At 63.2% G+C, this 23,937-nt stretch carries 19 protein-coding genes and 1 tRNA gene; 6 read left to right on the top strand and 14 right to left on the bottom strand.

The window, feature by feature from the left end:
- Nucleotides 1-401 precede the first annotated feature (401 nt).
- The 13 genes from J8I33_RS12955 to J8I33_RS12895 form a co-directional block, all read right to left on the bottom strand.
- The gene (locus J8I33_RS12955) at nt 402-2,435 is read right to left on the bottom strand and encodes a DNA topoisomerase III (RefSeq protein WP_209936291.1); all 2,034 of its coding nucleotides are present in this window, start codon (nt 2,433-2,435) and stop codon (nt 402-404) included.
- Nucleotides 2,436-2,730: 295 nt separating this feature from the next.
- Nucleotides 2,731-3,183 carry a single-stranded DNA-binding protein gene (locus J8I33_RS12950; protein WP_209936288.1) on the bottom strand — a complete coding sequence of 151 codons (453 nt, stop codon included), beginning with the start codon at nt 3,181-3,183 and terminating at the stop codon, nt 2,731-2,733.
- A gap of 70 nt (nt 3,184-3,253) precedes the next feature.
- Nucleotides 3,254-3,781: a DUF3158 family protein gene (locus J8I33_RS12945; protein WP_209936286.1), complete on the bottom strand. Its 528-nt coding sequence runs from the start codon at nt 3,779-3,781 to the stop codon at nt 3,254-3,256.
- Nucleotides 3,778-4,566, bottom strand: coding sequence for a PFL_4669 family integrating conjugative element protein (locus J8I33_RS12940; RefSeq protein ID WP_209936284.1), 789 nt, complete (start codon nt 4,564-4,566; stop codon nt 3,778-3,780). The genes J8I33_RS12945 and J8I33_RS12940 overlap by 4 nt, the downstream gene beginning before the upstream one ends.
- Before the next feature lie 187 nt (nt 4,567-4,753).
- Nucleotides 4,754-5,947, bottom strand: a complete 1,194-nt coding sequence (locus J8I33_RS12935) for an STY4528 family pathogenicity island replication protein (protein WP_209936282.1) — start codon at nt 5,945-5,947, stop codon at nt 4,754-4,756.
- A gap of 4 nt (nt 5,948-5,951) precedes the next feature.
- Nucleotides 5,952-6,512, bottom strand: a complete 561-nt coding sequence (locus J8I33_RS12930) for a DUF2857 domain-containing protein (protein WP_209936279.1) — start codon at nt 6,510-6,512, stop codon at nt 5,952-5,954.
- Between the two features lie 15 nt (nt 6,513-6,527).
- Nucleotides 6,528-8,189: a ParB family protein gene (locus tag J8I33_RS12925; RefSeq protein ID WP_209936277.1), complete on the bottom strand. Its 1,662-nt coding sequence runs from the start codon at nt 8,187-8,189 to the stop codon at nt 6,528-6,530.
- Nucleotides 8,182-8,439 (bottom strand): type II toxin-antitoxin system HicA family toxin, encoded by a 258-nt coding sequence (locus tag J8I33_RS12920; protein WP_209936275.1) that lies wholly within the window; start codon nt 8,437-8,439, stop codon nt 8,182-8,184. The genes J8I33_RS12925 and J8I33_RS12920 overlap by 8 nt, the downstream gene beginning before the upstream one ends.
- Entirely contained in the window at nt 8,423-9,286 is an 864-nt protein-coding gene (locus J8I33_RS12915) for a ParA family protein (protein WP_209936273.1), read from the bottom strand. The genes J8I33_RS12920 and J8I33_RS12915 overlap by 17 nt, the downstream gene beginning before the upstream one ends.
- A 2-nt stretch (nt 9,287-9,288) precedes the next feature.
- Nucleotides 9,289-9,507 carry an AlpA family transcriptional regulator gene (locus tag J8I33_RS12910; RefSeq protein WP_209936271.1) on the bottom strand — a complete coding sequence of 73 codons (219 nt, stop codon included), beginning with the start codon at nt 9,505-9,507 and terminating at the stop codon, nt 9,289-9,291.
- Between the two features lie 496 nt (nt 9,508-10,003).
- The gene (locus J8I33_RS12905; RefSeq protein WP_209936267.1) at nt 10,004-10,903 is read right to left on the bottom strand and encodes a LysR family transcriptional regulator; all 900 of its coding nucleotides are present in this window, start codon (nt 10,901-10,903) and stop codon (nt 10,004-10,006) included.
- A gap of 1,001 nt (nt 10,904-11,904) precedes the next feature.
- Complete coding sequence (locus J8I33_RS12900; RefSeq protein WP_209936263.1) at nt 11,905-13,182, bottom strand: integrase arm-type DNA-binding domain-containing protein; 1,278 nt, start codon at nt 13,180-13,182, stop codon at nt 11,905-11,907.
- Between the two features lie 189 nt (nt 13,183-13,371).
- Nucleotides 13,372-13,458: transfer RNA gene (locus J8I33_RS12895), tRNA-Leu, on the bottom strand.
- An 89-nt stretch (nt 13,459-13,547) separates the two neighbouring features.
- On the opposite strand from J8I33_RS12895, the gene J8I33_RS12890 reads away from it, so the two are divergent.
- Together J8I33_RS12890 and J8I33_RS12885 are read left to right on the top strand one after the other, a co-directional pair.
- Nucleotides 13,548-13,736 carry a hypothetical protein gene (locus tag J8I33_RS12890; protein ID WP_209936261.1) on the top strand — a complete coding sequence of 63 codons (189 nt, stop codon included), beginning with the start codon at nt 13,548-13,550 and terminating at the stop codon, nt 13,734-13,736.
- A gap of 254 nt (nt 13,737-13,990) precedes the next feature.
- Nucleotides 13,991-16,306: an ATP-binding protein gene (locus J8I33_RS12885; protein ID WP_209936259.1), complete on the top strand. Its 2,316-nt coding sequence runs from the start codon at nt 13,991-13,993 to the stop codon at nt 16,304-16,306.
- Nucleotides 16,307-16,890: 584 nt separating this feature from the next.
- Here the strand turns inward: J8I33_RS12885 and J8I33_RS12880 are convergent.
- Nucleotides 16,891-19,782 (bottom strand): glycosyl hydrolase family 18 protein, encoded by a 2,892-nt coding sequence (locus J8I33_RS12880; RefSeq protein WP_245170216.1) that lies wholly within the window; start codon nt 19,780-19,782, stop codon nt 16,891-16,893.
- A 284-nt stretch (nt 19,783-20,066) separates the two neighbouring features.
- Here J8I33_RS12880 and gbpA point away from each other — a divergent pair, with 284 nt between their 5' ends.
- The 4 genes from gbpA (at nt 20,067) to J8I33_RS12860 (ending at nt 23,911) form a co-directional block, all read left to right on the top strand.
- Nucleotides 20,067-21,524 (top strand): N-acetylglucosamine-binding protein GbpA, encoded by a 1,458-nt coding sequence (gene gbpA / locus J8I33_RS12875; RefSeq protein ID WP_176015701.1) that lies wholly within the window; start codon nt 20,067-20,069, stop codon nt 21,522-21,524.
- Nucleotides 21,525-21,796: 272 nt separating this feature from the next.
- On the top strand, nt 21,797-22,237 hold the full coding sequence (gene gspG / locus J8I33_RS12870; protein ID WP_124637886.1) for a type II secretion system major pseudopilin GspG: 441 nt from the start codon (nt 21,797-21,799) through the stop codon (nt 22,235-22,237).
- Nucleotides 22,212-22,724 (top strand): lytic transglycosylase domain-containing protein, encoded by a 513-nt coding sequence (locus J8I33_RS12865; protein WP_124637887.1) that lies wholly within the window; start codon nt 22,212-22,214, stop codon nt 22,722-22,724. Before gspG ends, J8I33_RS12865 begins: the two co-directional genes overlap by 26 nt.
- 2 nt (nt 22,725-22,726) lie before the next feature.
- Nucleotides 22,727-23,911 carry a type II secretion system F family protein gene (locus J8I33_RS12860; RefSeq protein WP_209936256.1) on the top strand — a complete coding sequence of 395 codons (1,185 nt, stop codon included), beginning with the start codon at nt 22,727-22,729 and terminating at the stop codon, nt 23,909-23,911.
- Nucleotides 23,912-23,937 lie beyond the last annotated feature (26 nt).

Here is a 23,937-nt window from a genome sequence, read left to right as displayed (position 1 = left end):
CCTGGTCGTCGTTGGAACCGTCTGCCGTCAGCAATCACACCCGGCCCATGTTGTGGTTGGGGCCGGCATCGTCTGGCATGTATCCACACACAAACGGAGCCCAGTGTTTCACCGGCGGGCACCGGCACTGAATACCGCTGACCGCAAGGGGTCTCCCGATGGCTTGCGGGCCTGTGCAAGGCATCGGGAGACCCTTCGAGGTGGGCGGAAGAAACGCGGATCAGCAGAGCGCGCGTGGCGCGGTTCGCGGAGAAGTCACCTTCATGTCCCGCGGCCGGGTGACGGCTGGGCGGGACGCGCACATGAGACAGGGAAGGCGTTGCGCGCTGGGCGTCCCGCAGGGCGTGCGGGACACGAGCCGCGTCGCTGGAGGCGGTCACGGCTCACGGGAAACGGGGCGGTCAGGTGTCCTTGCGGCTGCTGCCGCTGCTGCGGCGAGGGCGCGAGGCACCACGTTTGGACGTGCCGGATTCCACCGGCAGCGTGCCTTTGCAATCGGGGTAGCGACTGCATGACCAGAACGGACCGCTCTTGCCGCTGCGCTGGCGCGTGGGAGCGCCGCACTGCGGGCATGACGGTCCTAATGGAACCTTGATGGACAGGGTGGTGCTGCCGTGCTGCGCGATCAACTGCGAGATCCACGCGGCTTGCTTGTTGATGAACACGTCCAGTGTGAGCTGGCCGGCTTCGATCATGTCGAGGGCTTGCTCCCATACTGCCGTCGTGCCGGGGTCTGCAATTGCTGCTGGAACGGCATCGATCAGGGTGAACGCAGCGTCTGAGGCGCGGATGGAGCGCCCCTTTTTTACAAGATAGCCGCGCGCGATCAGGCCGCTGATGATGTTCGCACGAGTCGCCTCGGTGCCGATGCCAGTCGTGTCCTTGAGCTTCTGCTTCAACCGCGGGTCCGTCACGAATCGCGCAGCGCCCTTCATGGACTTGACGAGCTCTCCCTGCGTGTAGGGCTTGGGCGGCATCGTCTTGAGCGCCTTGATATCGACATCGGCCACCTGGCAGGCCAAGCCTTTGCGTAGCGGGGGCAGTACCTGGCTGCGTACAGAGGCGTCGCCCTCGTCGCCGGCACCACCTTCATGATCGGGTTCGGCCAGCACCAGACGCCAGCCAGCGACGATGACCTGCTTGCCTGTAGCCACCAGCGTCTGTCCGCCACATGAGAGGTTCGCCACGGTGCGGTCGAACTCATGATGTGGCAGAAACTGCGCCAGGTAGTGCGCCCGGATCAGCCGATAGACCGCCAGCTCCTTCTCGTTCATGGCGGAAAGATTGGCTGGCTCCAGCGTTGGAATGATGCCGTGGTGGGCGGTGATCTTGCTGTCGTTCCAGGCGCGCGAGCGCTGGGAGCGGTCAAGCTGGTCCATGAGCGGGCGCAGAGAGGGATCGGTCTTGAGCAGGCTGTCGAGCACTGTCGGCACTTCGGCCAACATGCTCTCGGGCAGGTAGCCGCAATCCGAACGCGGGTACGTCGTTGCCTTGTGCGTCTCGTACAGGGCCTGGGCAATCTCCAGTGTTTCCTGCACGTCGAGCCCGAGCTGCTTGGAACAGACCTCCTGGAGCGTGCCCAAGTCGAACAGCAGTGGCGGGCCTTCGCGCACGCGCTCGGTCTCGACCGACACCACCTGCGCGCTGCCCGCAGCGCGGATCTGTTGCGCGGCCTGCTGTGCGACGGGCTGCTGCAGGCAGCGGCCCGCGTCGTCGGTACAGGCATCGGGTGCAACCCATTGCGCGGTGAAGGCCTGGCCGCTTGCGGACAGGGATACGTCGATGGCCCAGAACGGCACGGAGACGAAGGCCGCGATCTCGCGGTCGCGGTCTACCACGAGCCTGAGTGTCGGCGTCTGGACTCGACCGACAGACAGCACGCCGTCGTAGCCCGCCTTTCGCCCGAGCACGGTGAACAAGCGGCTGAGGTTCATGCCCATGAGCCAGTCCGCCCGCGAGCGCGCCAGCGCCGAGTAGTACATCGGCAAGGTTTCGGCCGAGGGCCGCAGCTTGCCAAGCGCGGTGCGGATGGACGCATCGTTGAGCGCCGACAACCAGAGCCGCTCTATGGGGCCGCGGTAGCCGCACAAGTCGATGATCTCGCGTGCGATAAGCTCGCCCTCGCGGTCGGCATCGGTTGCGATGACGAGGTGGGTCGCCTTCGCCAGAAGCGCCTTGACGACCTTGAATTGCGTGGCGGTCTTCGGTTTGACTTCGACCTGCCAACGCTGGGGAATGATGGGCAACTGTTCGATGGACCAGCGCTTGTACTGCTCGCCGTAGCTCTCCGGCGGGGCTGCTTCGACGAGGTGGCCAATGCACCAGGTGATGGTGACACCGGAGCCGCTCAAGCAGCCTTCACCGCGCTGCGTGGCGCCGAGAACCCGGCCAATGTCTTTGCCCTGGGAGGGCTTCTCGCACAGAAACAAGCGCATGTCCGTCCTCCCGATTCCCGACGATTCCCGTCGTTTATGGATTTGCTGGGATCAAGGATGCCGAGCACCACCAGTGGCAGCAGCTAACAAGCCGCACACGGCGGCGCCCGCATTGACGGAATGGGAATGACTGGTGAGGGGAGGGTGGGTGGCCGCAAGTGTGCGGACCGGGAGCGCGTGGAAGTCAGTGGACGTTGGTGGAGCTATCCCCTGGGGATAGTGCGCGAGTACACGCGAGTACATGGAGGGCGGCGAATCACTGTTGCTGCCGCTCTCCATGCCTGGTCACTTCGGGTTACTTCCTGCGCCTCGTCTCTTTCGATGCTGTCGAATCCTGGGCCGCATCGGGCTTCGGTGCTGCCTCCTGCGCGGTCTCCTGCGATTTCGGGCTGAGGGTCACGGACCCGATGCGGTAGGGCAGGATGCCCACACTGCGCGCGTTGATCTGCCAGGTCTCGCGCGGTTTCTCCTCGTTGTCCGTCCAGGGGGCGCGTTCCATGCGGCCGATGACGAGCACGCGCATGCCTTTCTCGTAGATGTTCTTCCAGTGCTCGGCGTCGCGGTGCCAGATTTCGACCGGCGCCCAGAAGCCGCCGCGGTCTTCGAAGGTGCCATCCTTCCTGGGTACGGGGTTGTCGAAATAAACGTTCAGGCGCAAGAGGCGGCTGGGTTCGTCGTTGCCATTGGGAAATTCGCGGTACTCAGGGGGCGATCCGACATTGCCTTCGCCGGAAAAATGCGTGCTCATGTGCTACCTCCACGGTGGTTGAAATCCCCGTGCCTCGTTGGCCTGGGGCATGCTGGGATGCCGTGCGCGATCAGCGATTGCGCAAGTCGGCGGGAATGGACTTGAGCCGGTGCAGAAAAGCGTCGTCTGCTGCGCCGGCCTTGCTGGCGCATTCCTGCGCCTGTTTGCCCAGGGTGTGCAACAGGCTGATCTGCATGTTCAGCGTGATGCGCTGCAGCTCGATCGCGTGCAGGTCCAGGAGCAAATTGGCCGGCGTGCTTTTGCTGGCAATCACTTCCTGCCACAGGGCAACGCCCATGGCCGAACGGTCGTGCTTGCGCCAGCGCAGAAAAGCCGTCCCTGCGCCAGTGGTCTGCTGGGCCAGTTCGATGGCGAGAAGGTGGAAGGGATGCCCGCACGCCTGCGTCAGCACCTGCCGCTGCGCCAGGGCAATCAGCTCGTCGCGCATGGCGAAGCACTGGTTGGCCCAGCTCTCAAAGTCCCCCTTACCTTTAAAAGGTTTTAAAAGGCCTTTTAGAGAGGCTGCGTGTTCCAGACCGATGAATGCTGTCTGTTGCAGGCCCTGGAAGTAGCGGGTTTCGCGGTTCGGGGCGGTCATGCCTGTTCCTCCTCCCCATCGCTGGACTCGGATGGCTCGGCCACGGGGGGCTGGTCCGTCGGCGCCTCTGGTTGAACAATTGCACCAGGACTATCTCCGCGCTGTTGCGGGCTACGACGTGCAATGGGCGGCGCAAACCTCGAGCGGCGCTCGCCTTCGAGCACGTCCTGCGGCAGTTCGCCGAACTTCTCCAGCGCTGCCTGCGCTGCGGCATTCTTCGAGGCAAAGTCGTCGCGGGTGCAGCCCGAGTAGCGATACTGCTGGGCCAGCGAGAACAGGCTGCGCAGCGCATGGGCACCCTCGTGGAGCCAGCGTTCGAGTGTGCTGCGGTCGATGAGCGCGGCGTGGTGGGCGAGGATGAGCTTGCGGGCGATGTCGTCGTAGTCGGCCAGGAGATAGACGGCGGCAAAGCCGAGCTGCGCGTTGACGAAGAGGGGCAGCTTCACTGGCTGCACATTGAGGTTCTCGCCCAGGCTCAAGGCCGCAGGCACGCCAGCAAGCGCGTGGTCGACCTGCTCGCGCAGCGACTGCAAGATCGCTTTGGTCTGATCGAGCTTTTCCTCGATGCGCAGCATCCACCAGTCGCTATACGGGTCGTCTTGTTCAGAGCCGCGTTTCATCTTGTTCATCACGGAGATATAGCCGTTCAGGCCGACGATGCCCGGCCGGCCCTCCGCGGCGGCGCGGCCGTGCCAGATGCGGGAGGCGTGGTGGGTGTGAAGGGTCAGCGACATCGCGCTGCGCAATGCGCCGAGATTCAGTTGCAGTGGTTCATTGGTTGCCATGGTGGCCGCTCGTTGTTGGACAAGGAGCCGCCAGCATCGGCGCGCAGCGGAAGGCAGTCAGTCAACAAATCGAAATGGGCAAGGCCCCGGTTTGGGGCGTGATGGCCGCAAGCGGCGCGAGCTATCCCCAGGGGATAGTTCTGTAGAGAGCCATGGACATCCACTTCATCGTCTTACAGACTGGCATTCACTTCTTGGTGAGCAGATTGCGCAGTCTCTCGATATGTCGTTTGGCCACCTCGGGCGGCACAGGCTTGCCTTGTGGCTGCGGAGACGATGCCGGTGGCGGCCGTTCGTTTGCGGGTGCGGGTGTCGTTGGCGCATCTGCTGTCGTGGCCCACGCATTGAACTCGCCGCGAATCGCGCGCTGAATGATGCCGAACAGATACCCCGCAGGGTTACGGATAGCATGGTTGCCGCAACGTGCGGCCCACTCATCCAGCACGGCTTGCCGTAGGGAGTCGTCCACTTGATGCAACGCCATCCTGGCGCCTGCCTGCTGCTCCGCTTTCAGTTCCGTGAAGCGTTTGGGCCATTGCAGATCACCTAGTGCGCGCGCTCGCGCTTGCGCGGTAGTACGTACTTCATTTATACGGCTACTACGTACAGTACTGTCCTGCTTCGAATTCCGAAGAGAGGCGTTTGGCGGGACTTTACGGCCTGGTTCGGATTCCGAAGAGAGTAGTTCGACATTCCGAAGTAGGCTCGAAATCCCTTCTTCGGATTCTCGAGAGGCGTCCTCCTGTGGATAACTTTCTGTCGTCTCGATGCCCCGGCGAGCCAAGCGTTCGGCGAGTACCTGCAGCCGCGATGGCAGCGCGCGGCCGGACAGTAGCGGGTCTTCTGCAATTTCCTGGAGCGTGTGCAGGCCCACGATCTGAATGGCCTTGGCCGAATGGCCGAGGGCCTGGCCGATCAGCTCCAGGTAGTCGGTATCAAGCTGCATCGCCTCGAACGGCGTCAACGGCTCGTCATGCAGGACGTACAGATTGCCGAGCAGGCGGCCGGTCTTGGGATCGCGCCGGCGCCGCACCAGGCTCAACCAGCGTGTGAGGCGCAACAGCGTCAGCGCGCGTGCCACGGTCTCATGGGAGGCTTGCCCGGCGCAGGGCATTGACGCCAGCCATGGCCGAAGCTTCTCGTAGGTCGGGAACGCCGTCACGCCATCGCCGCCCAGCATCAACCGGAACACTTGCCAGGCGTTGCGCTCCAGCGGCGTCAGGCGTCGATCGAGAAACAGGCGCCGCGGCACGCTGTCGTGCCGGTTGCCGCTGAAGAGAAAGCCGTCGCCCGAAGCTGCGCCTGATCCGGGCGCGAGTTGCGTCAGCGCACCCTCGAACAGATTGGCGAGGGAGGCAGGACCTGATGCATCCACAACCATGTGCCTATCCCAACCGCTGGTCGATCCAGTTCTTGACCGTGGCCCAGACTACCGACAGCGGCAGAGACATGTCATTGGCCAGGTCCATCACCGCATCAAGCATCGAGGTTTCGTCCTCCAGATCGATGTTCCTGCTGCCGATCACGGCCTTCCATTGCTGCCACAGCTCCGTGTCCTGTTCCGCGTTCAGAACGGGGTGACGTCCCCTCCGCCTGGGCAGGCCGAGGATTTCGCGTCGGATGGCGACTTCCTGATGGGTCAAGCCGTAGAATCGGCTCACCATCTCCGTACTCGCCCCCAGCCTGAGCATGCGATCGACCGTTGCAATCTCTTTCTCCACATCCCGTGCGTGCTTGAGCAAGCGCGTAAGTACTTCGCGATTGACTGTCACGGAGCACCAGGAGACGTTGGCGTTGGCCAGCACGCTGATCAGAGCGGGGTGCTTGAGCGCATCCAGTTCTTCCTCGCCAAACCCCATGGCTTTGCAGCGACGTAGTTGCCCATTGCGCAGATCGTAGAGCGCTTGGGCGAGGACGGCTTGGTTGAGCGGGTGTGGTGCTGACATGCCGGCCTCCCTCGCTCACGTCCCGGGACGCACGGCCCCGGCTTCCAGATCCAGCAGGCGTCGGGCCAGCCGCAGTAGCCGGAACAGCTTGACAAGTGCGGTATCGCTCAATCTCCGGGCCGCCTCGCCATGGCCGTACAGCAGTGTCGGCAGGTCAATGACGACCTGCCGATTGTCCAAGTCGACGTCTGCAGGTTGCTGACCGGCCAGGCAAGCCAGCAGCGCGAGCACGGCACGCCCCAGCGGCGACGGGGCCGGGGCGCAGACACGACATGCGAAGCCAATGCGGTCGGGGCGGTCCTCGATGCACTCGCCGACGTCTGCTTCGCCTGCGATCTCGCGCGCGAACTGCGCGAGGTGAATACGCAGGCGGTCGGGCGTGTCCAGGCCGGGGTCGATGTACCAGACATCGGAGATGGGGTAGAGCCCACCGGCCTGGACCGGGATGGATTGCAACACGTTGGCCGAGAAATCGGGTGGCAGTGCATCGCCCAATCGGCCAGCGACGAGGCGCTGGATGGACTGGAGCCGTTCGGTCGTCGGCGCCGGCGAGACGATGTGCTCCTGAAGCAGATCACCGGACGCTGCCGCAGGGCCTGCCGCGGCTGTCTCGCTCGCATCCCCACGGCCCTCGCGCGTTGAGGGCGCGGTGGACGGTCGACCTGCGGGCGGCGCAGGTGGGGCAGGCGCAGCGGCGGATGGTGCTGGTTCGACAGGTGGACGCGCGACGGCCCGGGGCTCAGCCAATGCGTTCGCCGCCTGGGGCGGTGTTGGGTCGCTGACCAGGGCGCGATGGCGGCTTTCGGATTCGGTTAGGTCCAGGGCGAGCACGTCGTAGTCGATGCCCAGCAACTCGGACATCTGGCCGATCAACTCGTCCTGCACGCGCTGCGGCGAGAACTCCTCGACCTGCGTGTCGAATTGTGACAGCGCCTCCTGAAAGAATCCGTCGAAGTCCAGAAGCAGGGAGCGGCTTTTGGCGTAGTGCTCCCAGGTACGCTCGCATGCCTTGCGCATGACCGACAGCCGTTCGACCTGATGGCGGCCCAGCCCGGCATAGAGAACGGTGGGGATCGCGGGCAACAGATAGCGCACTGCGTCAGCCATGCGACTGATGTGCGATTGCTGCACCGGATAGCCGTCGGCGGCAAGGCGGCGGGCCAGTTCGGACTGGCTCACGGATACGCCGCTTTCCAGCTCGTAGAACTCGCGCGCTTTCTCGATGCCTAGAGCGCGCTCAATGAACGTGAGACGACCATGCAGTTCGTTTTCGGCCAAGTGGCCCGTGAGCGCGACGATCTCACCGCGCTCCGGCCAGGGGCGAAACAAGCAGCCAACGCGGAAGAAGCGCTCATTCTTCGTTTCGGTCCACAGTTCGCGCAGGATTGCCAGACGGGTATTACCTCCGTTACGGATGATGTAGTGCGCTGCACCCGGCCGCCGGGTAATGGGCGGTGGTGCGTCCAGGCCGCGCTCACGGATCGACTCCTTGATTTCCTCGTAGCGCGGATTACGTGTCAGCCGCGGATCGTGTTCATACGGACGCAGCTCATCCAGTGTGACAACGACCTGCGTGTCGGCGATCGGGTCGGACAGGGAATGTACCGCGGGGCCATCGTGCGTGAACCCGCCGCTCAGTAATTTGTCTGCCATCTGCTGGGTGGAAAGTTCAGCCATGGCGAGTTCCTCCCTCGCCGTCGTGCTCGGACGACACTTGTCGCTGCGCTCTTTTCAGCATGGCCCGCGCGTTACGGCAGCCGCGGTGATCGCTGCCTGTAGAGCTGGTATATATCGGCGGCAAGCCGGGCTTGACGAAGCGCAGGTGGCCACCGTGGGTTCGGGAAACCGTCCAGCCCTCACTCAGGGCATATTCGATCAGCGGCAGCAATTGTTTGTGTCCACGCGCCAAGTCACGAGCGTTCGGCATGGATACCCCTCTGGTCGGACTTTCCGGTTACCTGACTGAACAGCTCATGCCACTGCGGGAACAATTCAGTTGCCAGCCCTTGCATGACGTCGAGCGCCGCTGGCGCGACTCGCCCGCCAGGCCGGCGGTGCTCGACGCGATGTACTGGCAAACCTTGTACCGCAGCACGGTGGATCGCTTCGTTTGCCGGGATTTCGCTATGCAGGACTTGGATCCCGGGCTGCTCATCGAATAGTTGCCGCAATGTCCGCTGGATCAATTTGGCGTTGGTGGAAACCGCGGGCATTCGGTTGATCAGCAGGTGCAGCGGCGGGGGCGGAACCCCTAGATGGCGATAAGGCGCGATATCGTCCATCAGTTGCAGCGTGCCGCGGCGCATCTCACGAGCTGAGAGGATTTCCGGCGTGACCGGAGACACGCCGAGGTCCGATGCGAGGACCGCCATCTCTAACATGACGCTGCGTGCCCCCTGGGTATCGATGAGCACCAGGTCGTAGTGTTCCTGGAATGCCGGTAGCAGATTTCGAAGTCTGAGCCGGCCGTCTGGTGCGTGCAGCAACAGGGTGTTCAGTTGTCGATGGCTGTCGTTCGACAAAATCACGTCCAGACGCTCGATGACCGTGCGCGACACGAGTGTGGCAAGTGCGCGCTCATTGAAGGCCAGCAGTTCGTAGACACCCGCTGGCGCGCGGTAGGCCAGTTGGTAATAGGACGACAGGGTAGGCTGCAAGTCGAGGTCGATTAGCAGCACGCGCAATCCCGCGTCGGCGAGAAGGCCCCCTAGATTTGCGGCGACCGTGGTCTTGCCGACACCACCCTTGGTGGAGATGACAGAGGTAACCACCATGATCAGGCTCGCTCTTGACTGCGTTCAGCGATCCATTGATCGATCTCAAGCGAGTCCCAGCCGACCGCGCGAATTCCGAGGCGAATCGGTTTCGGAAATTTTCCCTCTTTCATCAAGTTATAGATGTGAGCGCGTTTGAAGCCTGTCTTGGCTTCCACTTCCGGGCGGCGAAGAATGCGACGCTCGGTCGCTGGCGCGCTGATCTCGTTCTTCTGCTTCATTGGTGGCATTCCTAAATACTCAGTAGGGTCCAGTGGCATCGCTTGGCATGACTCGTATTAGGAGGCAGTAGCTCTTGGCTTTCCCGGAGCAATAGGAATCGGCAACCATCCATATTCTTTCCGTTGCGCGTTCGACTGGCCCCTGTCACGAAGGCAATTTGTAAGGAGCAGTCTTGGGTGCTTCGAAAAGTGAAGCAATAGCGATGTTTGCAAGCTACGGCCGGTACAGTCGGCCGCTGGCTGCCATAAGATCGTTTGCGTCTGAACCTAGACAAGAACGGTCTCGCTCAGGAGCCGTTCTGTCGTCGCAATGACATTTGCCGAGTGAGATTTGTCGACCGGATCAATTGCGGAGATCGATGGTGGGCGGCCGGTTGCGCTGCGGAGGGATAAATTCGTTGCAGAAGTAACCACATATACCGTCTGGATCCAGACAAATATTGCATGGCCTTGTGGGGTTGGGCACAACGTTGCAGTCGGCTCTATTGCCGCACGGCTACGTTATTTGCGAGCCGATATTCTTCGCCCGTAGGACGAATCTCTCAAGTTCTGGAGAAGAAGGGCGCTTGGCCCTTACCAGGAACGTAGATGCTTCTTCGACGTCGTCGCGGATTTGTCGGATGACGACATTGGGATGACCGTAAAGCGCAACTTGTGAGTCCAGAGCCAAGCCGATGCCATATCCGGCGGCAACCATCGTCATCATCAGCTCATGTCCGGAAACGTACTCGGCGACCAGTGGTTCTGCGAGTCCGGCATCGCGGAACATCCGGTTGAGTATGTCGAATCCTCCCGCGCAGCGCTCAGGATGGCAGATGATCATTGGATACTGGATGGCTTCATCCAAGGGCAGTTTGTCTCGGATCAGCAGTGGGTGGCGCGCAGGGAGGGCAAACACGATTCGGTCTGTCCATACCGCCTCTTTGACAAGGTTCTCCGATCCATAGCCGGAATGCACGGTGAAACCCGCATCAACCTGATCGAGTTTGAGCGCATGAGCCATTTCGCTCACGGTCATTTCCAGCACGCGCACCTCGGTCAAAGGCTCTTCAGCCCGGCACATTGCCAACAGTTCTGCCATGCGCGGCTGGGCCAAGCCGTCTGTCAAGGCGATGCGCAGATGTCCTCGATACCCATGCTCGGCAGCCTTAGCGCGAGCGCGGGCGCTGTTGAGGAAAGCGAGTAATCGCCGTACATCTTCGCGGAAAACCTTCCCCGGCCAGGTCAAGCGGATACGCCCTTTGCTGCGCTCGAACAATACTACCCCGAGTTCCTCTTCAAGCTCCTTGATGGCTCGTGAAAGCGGTGATTGGCGAATATGTGCTCGGGCTGCGGCGCGAGTGAAACTCTGCTCGTCTGCGACGATGAGGAAATACTGCAATTGACGGATGCGCATGGTGTAGCTCCCTGTTGTTTTTGTGAGAGAAGGCCCTTCAGCTCGAGCGAACGGAGCGAGGCCAGGACACCAAGGAGAACGAGCTTCGCCGACGGGATCAGCGATAAGCCAGAGAAATCTGGGAAGTTTCCTTACAGCGGTGTGCAACGCTCCGCAGCGATGAAGAACCGCTGGCTGCGAGTAGCAGCCTTATCGGTAGAAGCACCGGCTCGTCAAGCGAAGTCAAGCAGTCGTGTGCGACACGGCCACTTTTGTTGTCTTGCGCCCCCTGCATTTGGGCGTTTGAAGCGTACTTGTACGAATGAATCCAACACGCATGCCGAGCTGGAAAACCGCTCCTTGCTTGCCTGCTTGTGCATTGTGCTCAGAAGGGGAGGCGGATGGTCGGCTAAGTGCCGTCGCACAATGAGTACTGCTATTTTTTCAACAACAGTTAAATTCAAGAGTTGTCCTACTGTTTTTTGAGATTGAAATGATAGCGAAGCTCTATTGGTTTAGTGTTTTTGATTTTAAAAATACCCGGAGAGCGGGGTGGTATCGGCAAGCTGCCAGCGGCGAACATTTGCCGGATCTGGCGGAAATTGAAGGGTAGGAGGCGGCCGCGACCACGCAGTGGCAACTACTCGGTAGCTCGGTTGACACTGCCCGGTACTCACATGACGTCGCATGGGAGCTCTGGTGCGAACCGCTAGTTCCACCGCTTTTCTGTCAACCGACCATGAGGTTCACTGGCTGCGGACATCGTTTTGGCTGATACCGGTGGTTGACCACTTCGTCTCTTTTAGGCTCGCGGAGACTGCGTCGATCAGCCTGTCGAGGTTTTCGATCATGACGGAATCGATGGCTGTACGTGGCGCTCACTTTGTCGGGATCGACGTGGGAAAGCTGGCAAACTGATTCATGGCCGTTTCTAACCGTGAGCAGCCCGCCCCCAATCGGCAGTGATGTTGCGCATGGACTTCGGAGTCAACTCCTGCGAGTTCAATTGGCGCTGACCTCTTTCACCGTGATACTGCTGACGGTCCTTTGCGGACTGGCCTAGGTTCGTGATGACGTTTGTAGACATTGACGCGACGAGAAAATGCTTCAAGCTGCTGCGCAGTTAGGCCCTGCCTCAGTGCTTCGACGTAGTCTGCATACCACTGCATCATGGCGGAGCGCTGAGGTAGATACAGGGCTTGGTTGTAGTCACCAGCAGTACCTTCTTCGACATGGGCTAACTGCATTTCTACGTGGTCTTTGTTCCAGCCGTGCTCGCGCAATAAGGTACTTGCCGTATGGCGTGTGCCATGTCCCACCATGCGTCCTTTGTATCCGATCCCTGAGAAGACGCGGTTGATCGTGTTCTCGCTGATGACAACGTTTTTCCAGCCGATACCCGGGTACAGGTATCGGTGTTGTCCAGTGAGTTTGAAGAGTTCACGCAGCAGATCGATGAGTTGGGTGGGCAGGGGGATGACGATGTCCCGGCGCATCTTCATTTTGGGGCCAGGAATGGTCCAACAGGCGCTGTCGAAATCAATCTCGGCCCACTCGGCGAACCGCACCATCCCAGGGCGACTGGCAGTCCAAATTGTCATCCAGGCGGCTGCACGCTGAATGAAACGGCTTGTCGAGCGCTCAAGGGCTTGCAGAAACGCGGGAAGTTCGGGTTCGAGCAGGTGAGGATACGGACGCGCCCGGGGAGCCTCCTTGGCAATGACTCTCAACTCTGAGGCAGGGTTGTATTCGCACTTTCCGCGGGCGATGGCTTGGCTGAAGATCTCTCGGAGCCAGCCACGGACCTTTTTTGAAACATTTAGCGCGTCACGTTTTTCGATGCGTGCCTGTACTCGGGCGCAGTCGGCACGCGTGATGGCCGATACGCGCATACGCCCCAATTCGGGAAGGATGTCCTTGTCAAGATACGTGCGGAATTTGTTGAGCGTCGTGGCTGCTCGGCCGGCATCCACCTTGCCCTTGTACCAAAGTTCTGCCGCCGCTTGGAACGTGTCGGCGTCTTCTGCAGAATCGTTTGCCTTTGACTTTCGGACCTTCGGATGGACGCCGTTGGCAACCTGGATGATGGCTTGTGCCCGAAGCTCGCGCGCGCGTTGCAGGGAGATGGTGGGGAACACGCCGAAGGATACGCGAGCGCGCTTGCCGGCCAGAGTGAATCGGAAGTGCCAGCTCTTCGTACCGCTGGTGGCTACGAAGAGGAATAGCCCATCACCGTCATTGAGGATGTAGTCACGGTTCGACGGTTTGGCCGCTTCGATCTGCTTGGCAGTCAGAGACATTGTGGGCACCTCCAGATTGGTACATTCGGACAACTCGAACTTTCGATGTGCCGAAAAATGTACCACTTTGGTGCTGGCTTGCCACGGTTCTCAGTAGATCGTGATGGACGCGCAAAAACGAAAAAGCCCGCAATGGCGGGCTTCTCCGAGGTTCCAGAAGACCTTATTGGAAGTCTCTGGAAGTATAAGTGGTGCCCAGGAGAGGACTCGAACCTCCACGATGTTGCCACCGCTAGGACCTGAACCTAGTGCGTCTACCAATTCCGCCACCTGGGCACGTTTCGCTTGCTGCGACGCGAAAGACCGCAATTATAGCCGGTCCCGAGTAGCTGTCAACCCAATTTCATTGGGCCCCCGCAAAAAATATGCGTTCACGCTCGATCGCCCGTTCTCGCCTCGGCGAATCCGAAGTATCCCCGTTGCGCGGCGAGGTTCCGGCGCCGTGGTCCCGTCTCGCCGAGAGCCAGGCCCGCGATCCGTGGTCCGGCCGCGCAGGCAACGGCGACAGGATGCCGTCCATCTTTGTCATCGACCTGACGTTCAATTTCAAGTGATAAGACAAGTACTAAAGTTTGTATAAATCCTATGGGACAAGAGATAATTGACTCTGGCACTTGAAAAAAATCAAAGCGATTCGAGCACCATGTCGGCCTGGTAACCGGCAGCCCAACGTGGCGCGGTTGTGTGTTGATGAACCCGAGGGGATCGCCGGTGCGAAGAAGAATGCGGCCGATCCGCCGCAAGACAATTCAGGAAATGCGCACCATCGAACTCGGGTAAATAAAACAATAACGAGGAATGCCATCCGATGCCTGACTGGCTCAATCGAGTCTGGAAGATCGCGACATCCGCGCGGCCCGCCGTGTGGCCGCTGTCGGCCGGTGTGGCCTTGCTGGCCGTGCTCAGTTGTACGCCGGCGGCCGAGACGCTGCTGTCTCCGCTCGACCGTCTCTACTGGAATCTGGTGACGACCGGTATCGATTACGGCGCGCGAGACGATGTCGTCGTCGTCTCGATCGACAGGAAGACGGTCGCCGAACTGGGCGGTGATGCAAGCTATACGCGAGCGGCTCATGCGCAAGTGCTCGATCGTCTGGGCGGTGCATCGAGCGTCGTGCTCGACATGACGATGTTCAGCCCGGCGCGCGGCGACGACGCGCTCGTGGCTGCGCTCGCGCGGCACGGGCGGGTCGTGCTGCCCGCCCACGTGTCGCCGGAGGGCACGCGCGCCCACACCGTGCTGCTGCCCGCGCCGCGGTTGCGCGGCGCGGCGGCGGCCGTCGGCCAGCGCAGCGTCGTGCTCGGCAGCGACCATCTGGTGCAGGGCATTGTGCCGTACGTGCGGGCCGGCGATTCGGATCACGAACTGTCGCACGTCGCGCTGCAGGCGATTCGTGTCGCGGGAAGGTCGCTGCCGGCCGGCGACGTGCACCTTCACGTACAGGATCACGTGTCCCGGATGGGGCATGTCGAAGCGCGCTCGCTTGCGCTGCTCCTGCCGGCGCGCTTCGATCTCGAGCGCTATTCGTACGTCGACGTGCTGAAGGGGCGAATCCCCGAGTCGGCGTGGCGCGGCCGCATCGTCTTCGTCGGCGACACGATGTCCGATCTTTCCGGCGTCTACGACCTGTCGACGTCGGCGGGCGGACAGCTGCGCCGCGTCGAGGTGGACGCGCTGGTGACGCAGGCGCTGATCGACGGCCACATCCTGTGGCGCGAGCCGATGGCGATCCGGGTCGCCGTCAGCATCGCGGTCGCGACGGGAATGCTGCTGATCTGCCTGCTGGTGCCGGGCTGGCGCATGTATGCATTCGCGATCGGGTGGCTGGCCGCGTTCGTCGCCGCCGAAATGCTGCTGCTCGTACATGGGTCGTACTGGACGCCGATCGGACCGTTGCTTGCCGTGTGCGTATTGATTTTCGCGATATGCGGCTGGCGGCGCGCCGGCAGCCTGCGGGCGTTCCTGCTGAGCGAATACGGGATGCTGCGCGGGCTGGCCGGCCAGCACGCGTTCGTCGGCTTGCCGCCCGCGGCCGGCGCGGACAGCGGGCTGCCGACGACGGATGAAGTCGACCTCGCGATGCAGCGCATTCGCGAATGGCGGACGGCGTATGTCGACATGATCGAGACGCTGCCGTATCCGATCTTCGTCGAACAGCGTGGCGAGATGCTGATGTGCAACGCACGCGGCCGCGCGATGCTGGCGGCGCTCGACGCCGACGGCGACGCGGCGGTACGGCGCGTGCTGTCGATCGTGCGCGACGAAGTGCTGACCGCGAAGGCGAGCGGCAAGATCCATTCGGCCGAGCTGGCGCTGAACGGACGCACGCAGATGGTGATGGTGACGCCGTTCGGCGATGGCGACCAGCACAGTTCGACCGCGAGCATGATCTGCCTCGTCGATATCCACAACATCAAGGCCGCGGTCGAAAGCGACCGGCGCACGCTGCGGCACATGGCGCACGATCTGCGCAACCCGCTGTCGACGGTGCTGTCGCTGCTCGAGGAGCGCAACCGGGCCGACGGCGCGAGCGACGAGGATTTCCTGGCCGACCTGCACAAGCTCGTCGACTACAGCCTGCGCGTCGCGCAGGATTTCACGCAGTTGTCGCGCGCCGAGCACCTCGACACGCACGCGTACGTGCCGATGTCCGCGAACGATCTCGCGACGGAAGCGACCGATCATGTCTGGCACAGCGCGAACGCGAAGCGCATCCGCGTCGAGGGCCCGCATTACGATGGCGACGACGTGTTCGTCCTCGGCAATCGCGACATGCTGTTGCGCGCGTTGACCAATCTGCTCGACAACGCGATCAAGTACTCGGCCGAGGAGACGGAGATCGACGTCTGGATCGACGCCGACGACCGGCAGGTGTCGGTGGCGGTGCAGGATCAGGGGATCGGCATTCCGGCCGACGCGATGCCGAGGCTGTTCGAGCCGTTCTTTCAGGTGGCCGGCATGTATCGCGACGCAAGCCGCGGTGTCGGCCTCGGGCTGCCGTTCGTGAAGGCGGTGATCGAGCGCCACGGCGGAGCGGTCGAGGTGACGTCGGCGCCGGGGCAGGGCAGCCGCTTTACCATACGCTTGCCGAGAGCCGCCGCGCAAATGCTCGAAGACGCGTAACCGCCGGGTACCGGAACGGCAGCGCGGGCGTGCGCTTTGCCGAAGCCGGGCGAGGATTGAAACTCGATCGATGAAAGGCCGGACCCCGTGCTGCGCGGGTCCGGCCTTTTTGCGTTTCGGCGCGGCATTCGTCACGACGACGAATACCGAGGCCCGGACAGCGTGTCGAATGACGTCACGTGTGCCCGGCTCGGGCGGAAGGAAGCGTGAAAGGGTTGCGTGCGTCTTGCTGTCGTACCGCCTACCGCCTACCGCTTACCGCACGACGGCGAGGCCGCGAATGCCGCCAGGCGATGACGATCCGGCGGCCCGGCCCTGTCGGCCATCGCGCGCACCATCCGGCGCGTTTGCAGGCTGATCCTGCGGCGTACGGATGCACGCGCGGCGGCACGGCAAGCGCCGGAAGCCGACACGGGAGACCGACGCCTGAAACGGCCGCGCATCGCCCGGTCCCGAAACGAAAACGCCCCCGCACGAGGCGGGGGCGATTCAGGCATTTGCCGTTGTGCGTCGTTGGACGCGGGTTTCACATCGGCCGGGGCGCCGCGATGGCGCGGCCGGCCGGACCTGGCACGTCGTCGGTCTTACTCCTTGTGTTCCTCCCACGCCTGGTCCCATGCGGTGCCCTTGCCCGGCTCGTAAGCCCAGGCCGCCATCGAGCACCAGTTGGTGTACGGGAACGGCTTGCAGCGGTACAGCTTGCCGTTGTTGGAGACGACGTCGCCGGCGTTGTACTTCGTCCCTTCCTTGTACTGCGGGTGGTCGCCGCCGCCGTTGCCGCCGCCTTCACCGCCGCCTTCGCCGCCACCGTTGCCGCCACCGTTGCCGCCGCCTTCGCCGCCACCGTTGCCGCCGTCACCATGGAGCGTCCACGCGTCGTTCCACGCGAAGCCCTTGCCCGGTTCGTATGCCGCCGGCGCGCCGGAGCACCAGCCGCTGTACGGGAACGGCTTGCACTGGTACAGCTTGCCGAGGTTCGACACGATGTCGCCAGCGTTGTATTGCGTACCGGCCTTGTATGCCGGGTACTCGCCGCCGCCATTGCCGCCGCCTTCGCCACCGCCGTTACCGCCACCCGCATCCTTCGCCTTCACGAGGACCGTATGTTTGGCGCTGCTCGACAGCTTGCCGTCGCTGACGGTGACCGAGAACGTGAACGACTGGTCCTTCGCGAGTTCGGGCGCGGAGAAGTTCAACGTCGCGCCGCTCGGCGTTGCGTTGATGCCGGTCGGGACGTTCCACTTGAAGCTCAGCTTGTCGCCGTCCGGGTCGGTCGACTTCGCGGCCGACAGCGTCACGGCCTGGCCGGCTTCAGCCGTTGCCGGGCCGCCGAGGTGCGCGACCGGCGGACGGTTCTCGGCGGGCGGCGGCTCGACCGTCGCGTCCGCCTGCGCGGTCACGACCACCTGCGCCGTATCCTTCAGCCCGGCCGGATCGGTGACCGTCACGCGGAACGTGTACTTCGTGTCCTGTTTGACCGACGGCACGTCGACGCTCGCGGTCGCGCTCGTCGCATTGACGAGCTTCAGCGGATCGCCGCCGACCTGTTCCCACTTGAAGCTCAGCTTGTCGCCGTCGGGGTCGCGCGACTTCGACGCATCGAGCGTCACCGTCTGCGGCCCGGTCACCGTCAGATCGGCGCCCGCGTTTGCGACCGGCGGATGGTTTTCGGCACCGCCGCCGCCTTCGTCGCCGTGACCGAGGCCCTTGTGCATCGCGTTCAGGATGTCGCCGTTGTCCGCGTCGATTTCCCACGAGAACAGGCCGCCCAGCTGATGCGCCCGCACGTAGTCGCCCTTGGCGAGAACCGAGCGCTCGTCGTCGAACGTGAGAAGTTCGCCGGTGCCCTTGTTGAACACGTACGGCGCTTCGGCCGTCTGGTCGTAGTGGTATTCGTAGCCGTTGATGCCGGCGTTGTTCGGCCCGATCATCTCCGCCTTGAGCTTCTTGTAGTCGAGGATGCCCGGCTCCCACTGGCCCTTGTGCGGGCCCGTCGCCGTGCCGGTGAACGGATTGCCGTCGGCATAGCCGTGCACGCCGTTCCAGCCGCGCGCATACGCTGCCGCGCCGACCACGAGCTTCTTCGGATCGACGCCCTGCGCGAGCAGCGCCTTGATCGAGTTGTGCGTCGTGTACGCGGTGTCGGGCTTCCAGTTCGGTGCGTACAGCGCGGTTTGATGGCCCAGCTCCGTCAGACTGAACGCACCGTAGAAGTCGTACGTCATGTCGAAGATGTAGTCCATGTACTTCGTGGCTTCCTTGTAGTTCACCACGTCGATCTTGTCCTTGCCCGCGCCGATCGCCGACGTCAGCTCGTAGGTCTTGCCGGTTTCCTGCGACAGCTTGTCGAGCATCTGCCGCAGTTCCTTCATCAGCGTCACGTACAGCGGGCCGTCCTTCACCGGATCGCCGAGCGACGGATTCACGCCCTTGCCGCCGGGGAATTCCCAGTCGATGTCGACGCCGTCGAAGAATTTCCACGTGCGCAGCAGTTGTTCGGTCGAATCGACGAACACCTTGCGCTTCGCCGGATCGTGCATCCCGAAGAACGGGTCGGACAGCGTCCAGCCGCCGATCGACGGCAGGATCTTCAGGTTCGGGTTGCGCTTCTTCGCGGCCATCATCTGGCCGAGCACGCCCTTGAGCTTCGAATTCGCGGTCTGGCCCGGCAAGGTCTTGGCCATCTCGCCGTACGTGTCGTGGATCGCGACGCTGTAGTCGGGCAGGCCCTTGCAGCTTTGCATCAGTGTATTGAACGAGCCCGGCAGGTCCTTCGCGAGCGACGCGTTCACGTCCGCGCCGCCGCAGATCGGGATGAAGCCGTACAGCATGTGCGTGAGGTTCTCGACCGGCACGTTGTCGACGTTGAACTTGCGATCGTAGATCGACCAGGTCGCGAAGTAGGTGCCGACCACCGAGTCGGTCGTGTTCGCATACGGCTTGTGGTTCTTGCTCGCATTGTTCGGCAGGTCGTCCGCCAGTTCGGGAATCGTGTCGAACACGACCACGTCGAGCGGCGCGCTGTCGGTCGAGGCGCCGTTGGCGTCGATCACGCGAACCTGCATCTTCTTCACGCCGGGCGTCTTCACGTTCGCGACGACCTGGCCGCTTTGCGTGCCGCCGGGCGTCATCCGGACCTCGGATGCCGGATCGACGACACCGTTGACCACCGCGACCGCCTTCACCGCGGTGCCGTTGCTCCAGATGTCGAACGGCAGCGGCACGTCGACCTTCTTGTTCAGCTTGACGATGTCCTTGTACGGCGCGACGCCGGCCTTCTGCATGTCGATCTCGACGAAGCCGTGCGGCTGCGACGTGATTTCGTACTGCTTCAGGCTGGGCTTGCCGGGCGCGGCCAGCGCGGCGTTCGCGAAGCTCAGTGCGCTGGCCGCGGCGAGCGCGGCATAGGCAACGTGCGCACGACGCAGGGAGCGGCGGCGGATCACGATGTCGGGAGTGCGTTTATGCGATTTCAATTTGATAACCATCCATCCGGGTGTTGAAAAAAGTGCGGGAAAGCGAGCACATTCTTTTTCGAGGGCGGCATGGCGGCAACGATTCTCAACGCAATCTAAAAGCGGGCGGGCTGGGGGCGACGATTCTTTGAGAGATCGTTCAGGAAGGTACGCCGAAGCGCGGCGCCTGACGATACTGCACCCAGCGTTTCGTCAGCAGGACATACGTCACGCACATTCCGGCGGATCGTTCGCGATTCGCTTAACGAGGCAACTCCATTCAACGCTCAACCCAACGGAATCAGATGAGAACCCGATCAGCCAAAAAGACCCTCTTTACCCTGTCGCCGCTCGTAGCCTGCGCGTCGATGTTCTTCGCGCAAGCCGCGTTTGCCCACGGCTACCTGTCGGAGCCGCCGTCGCGCGGCCTGCTGTGCAGTTCGAAGGCGGGCAAGGTCGAAAACTTCAACTGCGGTTCGGTCACCTACGAACCGCAAAGCATCGAAGGCAAGCAGGGTTTCCCGGCAGCCGGCGCGCCGGACGGCGAGATCGCGAGCGGCGGCGTGACGCAGTTCAGCGAGCTCAACGAGCAGTCGGTCGATCGCTGGAAGATCACCGACATCAAGCCGGGCGCGCAGAAGTTCAAGTGGACGTTCACCGCGCCGCACGTGACGAAGGAATTCAAGTACTACCTGACGAAGCAGGGCTGGAATCCGAACGCGAAGCTCACGCGCGAGCAGTTCGACCTGGCGCCGTTCTGCACGATCGACGGCGGGATGAAAAAAGCCGACGAGATCGGCCCGCACGGCTGCACGATCCCGTCGGACAAGAAGGGCCATCACGTGATGCTGACGACGTGGCACGTCGGCGATACGGCCGGCATGTTCTATAACGTGGCCGACCTGAACATCACCGACGCCGGCGGCCCGACCGATCCGGGCAAGCCGAACTGGTCGAACGTCGGCAGCATCGCGCCGACGATGGACCTGAAGACTGGCGACAAGGTCACGAACCGCGTGTTCAAGTCGGGCGGCGAAGTGCCGTCGATGAAGACCACGGTGACGATCGGCTCCGCGCAGCAGGGCGAACGCAACATGTGGCCGATGCTGCTCGCGAAGGAAATCAACCGCACGCAGGCGGCGAACCTGATCGCCGGCGTCGAGCGCGACGGCCGCATCGAGCCCGCGCTTGGCAAGAACGACGTGTTCTCGAAGAGCACCAGCGGCATCGTGCGCACCGAGACGACGATCGATCACCAGCCGGAAGGCGGCCTCGACGAAGGCTTCAGCATTTCGAACAACGGCGAGTTCAAGATCCAGAACGGCAAGGCGACCGCGAAGTTCTTCCTGAAGTTCAATCACACGAAGGACACGAACGTCACGGTGAAGGTCTACGACGCGGCGAACTCGCTGGTCGGCTCGAAGTCGTCGACGATGCGCATGCAGGGCGACGTGAACGTCGATATCGCGAACGCGAAGGCGGGCGACCACACGGCCGTGGCGACGTCGCAGATCGAGGGCGGCACGCTGAAGCAGGAAACCACCACGTTCAAGCTGACCGGCGAATCGGGCGGCGAAGGCGCTCAGTGCCAGGCTGCATGGAAGCAGGGGACGGCCTACACGGGCGGTGCGAAGGTGCAGCACAACGGCCGCACGTACGAGGCGCGCTGGTGGACCCAGAACGAGGTCCCGGGCGATCCGGCATCGACGGGCGCCGACCATACCGGCAAGGTGTGGAAGGACCTGGGCGCCTGCAGCAAGTAACGACCTGACAAGGAGATGACTTGAGCCGCGCGCAGCCATGCGCGCGGCTTTTTTGCTGACGCGCGGTCGCGAGTCGGCCGATTCAAAACCGTTTTTGATATTTCGTTGATGAAGGTGGTGACGCTTCCCTTCCCCCGGGAAAATGACCTCATCGATCGGCGCTTTCCTTCAATCGAACCACCTCTCCGAAAGCGCCTCACTCACCTGCCGTCTGCAACACGACGGCCCCCGGCCGCGACGCCGTGCCGGGATCTCTACAGAGGGCAAACGACGTGAAACAGAACTACCGGAAATGGGCAACGCGCCGCGGCCAGCAGGGCTTTACGCTGCTGGAGCTGCTGGTCGTGCTGCTGATCATCGCGCTGCTGGCCGGCTATGTCGGTCCGAAGCTGTTCTCGCAGGTCGACAAGGCCAAGGTCAAGTCGACCGAAGCGCAGATGAAGACGCTGGGCGACGCGGTCACGCAATTCCGGCTCGACACGGGCCGCTATCCGACGGCCGACGAAGGGCTCGACTCGCTGGTCGCGCAGCCGCAAGGCAGCGACGGCTGGAACGGTCCGTACCTCGCGAAGGCGGTGCCGAAGGACGGCTGGGGCCGCGCCTACCAATGGAACGTGCCGGGCCGCGAAGGCGAGGCGGAGATCGTGTCGCTCGGACGGGACGGTCGTGTCGGCGGGAGTGGTCTCGATGCGGACCTCGTCTATGGCATGTAAGGGTCCGCGCCGCTGGATCGCGGGGGTGGCGCTGTTCGCCGCCTGCGCGTCCGGCGCCGCGGCCAAGGATTGCTGGACCCGGGCGGGCGATCGTCACGGCATCGATCCGTTGCTGCTGGTCGCGATCGCGAAAGTGGAATCCGCGCTGAACCCGCGCGCGATGAACTGGAACCGGAACGGCACCTACGACATCGGGCTGATGCAGATCAACAGTTCGCATTTGCCGCGTCTCGTCAAGGTCGGCGTGACGCACAAGCGATTGATCGACGAGCCGTGCACGTCGATCGACACCGGCGCGTCGATTCTCGCCGGATTCATCGACCGGCACGGCTACACGTGGAACGCAGTCGGCGCGTACAACGCCGGGTCGTCGACGAAACGGGAGCCCGCGCGCAAGGCTTATGCGACCAAGGTCTGGCGCGTGTACCACGCGCTGACGAGCGATCGCGACGCGAGCCTCGCGCTGCTCGACGACTGGCGGAGGTAGCGATGGACGCGTTTCGGGTACGCGTGCTTGCCGCCGGCAAGGTCACGCAGCAGGTGGTCGAAGCGGCAAGCGAGACGGACGTGCGGGCGCGCTTCGCGGCGCAGGGCGCGGTCGTGCTCGAGGTGCGGCGCGATGCCCGTTTCGGGCGTCGCAGACGGGCGCCGAAGTTCGCGCTCGCGCTGTTCCTGCAGGAATTGTCGACGCTGCTCGACGCGGGCCTCGTGCTGATCGAGGCGCTCGAGGCGCTGCGCGACAAGGCGGATTCGGGCCGGGATGCGAAGCACGTGATCGACCGGATCCTGGCGGTGATGGTCGAGGGGCAGCCGTTGTCGAAGGCGCTCGCGCAGCAGCCCGCCATTTTTCCGCCGCTGCTCGTCGCGACGATCGAATCGTCGGAGGGCAGCGGTCAGTTGCCGCTCGTCCTCAAGCGCTATCAGCAATACGAAGTGAGAATCGAACAGGTTCGCAAGCGCGTGATCGGCGCGCTGATCTATCCGGCGGTCGTGATCGGCGTGGGCATCGCGATCCTGCTGTTCATGGCGTTCTTCGTGATCCCGCGTTTCGCGGTGGTGTTCGAATCGCTCGCCACATTGCCTGCGACCGCCCGCGCGATGCTCTGGTGGGCGAACCTGCTGCGCGAGAACGGGATGGCGGTCGGGCTCGCGGTCGCTGCGTCGTTCGTCGGCGCGGCGCTGGCGCTCCGCTCGGCCGCGTTCAAGCGTGCGGTGCAGCGCCTGATGTGGCGCGCGCCGAAAGTGCGCGACATCTGCGCGCTGTTCGCGCTCACGCGGTTCTACCGGACCGTCGGCCTGCTGATCGCGGGCGGCACGCCGGCGATCGTGGCGCTGGAGCTGTCCGGCAAGGTGTTGCCCGAGCACTTTCGCGCGCGGCTCGCCGTCGCGCTGACCGAGATGCGCGCAGGGCGGCCGGTCGCGGCCGTGCTCGCCGCGCATGGATTGACGACGTCGGTCGCCGAGCGGCTGTTGCGCGTGGGCGAACAGAGCGGCGACCTCGGCGGGATGTGCGAGCACATCGCGCAGTTTCACGACGGCGCGCTCGACCGCGCGATCGAGATGCTCAGCAAGGTGTTCGAACCGGTCCTGATGCTCGCGGTGGGCGCAACGGTCGGCGCGGTGGTCCTGCTGCTCTACATGCCGATCTTCGAATTGGCCGGCAGCGTCGGATAGCCGGGCGACAAGGCGCTCGCGATTCC

It is taken from the genome of Burkholderia sp. AcTa6-5, assembly GCF_017815075.1.
In the GTDB taxonomy this organism is placed as follows: domain Bacteria; phylum Pseudomonadota; class Gammaproteobacteria; order Burkholderiales; family Burkholderiaceae; genus Burkholderia; species Burkholderia sola.
This window is presented reverse-complemented; position numbering and strand designations above follow the sequence as displayed.

Bases quoted from the DNA above. Each gene is read 5' to 3' on its own strand.
- J8I33_RS12955 (WP_209936291.1), bottom strand. From the start codon at position 2,435: ATGCGCTTGTTTCTGTGCGAGAAGCCCTCCCAGGGCAAAGACATTGGC.
- J8I33_RS12950 (WP_209936288.1), bottom strand. From the start codon at position 3,183: ATGAGCACGCATTTTTCCGGCGAAGGCAATGTCGGATCGCCCCCTGAG.
- J8I33_RS12945 (WP_209936286.1), bottom strand. From the start codon at position 3,781: ATGACCGCCCCGAACCGCGAAACCCGCTACTTCCAGGGCCTGCAACAG.
- J8I33_RS12940 (WP_209936284.1), bottom strand. From the start codon at position 4,566: ATGGCAACCAATGAACCACTGCAACTGAATCTCGGCGCATTGCGCAGC.
- J8I33_RS12935 (WP_209936282.1), bottom strand. From the start codon at position 5,947: ATGGTTGTGGATGCATCAGGTCCTGCCTCCCTCGCCAATCTGTTCGAG.
- J8I33_RS12930 (WP_209936279.1), bottom strand. From the start codon at position 6,512: ATGTCAGCACCACACCCGCTCAACCAAGCCGTCCTCGCCCAAGCGCTC.
- J8I33_RS12925 (WP_209936277.1), bottom strand. From the start codon at position 8,189: ATGGCTGAACTTTCCACCCAGCAGATGGCAGACAAATTACTGAGCGGC.
- J8I33_RS12920 (WP_209936275.1), bottom strand. From the start codon at position 8,439: ATGCCGAACGCTCGTGACTTGGCGCGTGGACACAAACAATTGCTGCCG.
- J8I33_RS12915 (WP_209936273.1), bottom strand. From the start codon at position 9,286: ATGGTGGTTACCTCTGTCATCTCCACCAAGGGTGGTGTCGGCAAGACC.
- J8I33_RS12910 (WP_209936271.1), bottom strand. From the start codon at position 9,507: ATGAAGCAGAAGAACGAGATCAGCGCGCCAGCGACCGAGCGTCGCATT.
- J8I33_RS12905 (WP_209936267.1), bottom strand. From the start codon at position 10,903: ATGCGCATCCGTCAATTGCAGTATTTCCTCATCGTCGCAGACGAGCAG.
- J8I33_RS12900 (WP_209936263.1), bottom strand. From the start codon at position 13,182: ATGTCTCTGACTGCCAAGCAGATCGAAGCGGCCAAACCGTCGAACCGT.
- J8I33_RS12890 (WP_209936261.1), top strand. From the start codon at position 13,548: ATGCGTTCACGCTCGATCGCCCGTTCTCGCCTCGGCGAATCCGAAGTA.
- J8I33_RS12885 (WP_209936259.1), top strand. From the start codon at position 13,991: ATGCCTGACTGGCTCAATCGAGTCTGGAAGATCGCGACATCCGCGCGG.
- gbpA (WP_176015701.1), top strand. From the start codon at position 20,067: ATGAGAACCCGATCAGCCAAAAAGACCCTCTTTACCCTGTCGCCGCTC.
- J8I33_RS12865 (WP_124637887.1), top strand. From the start codon at position 22,212: ATGCGGACCTCGTCTATGGCATGTAAGGGTCCGCGCCGCTGGATCGCG.
- J8I33_RS12860 (WP_209936256.1), top strand. From the start codon at position 22,727: ATGGACGCGTTTCGGGTACGCGTGCTTGCCGCCGGCAAGGTCACGCAG.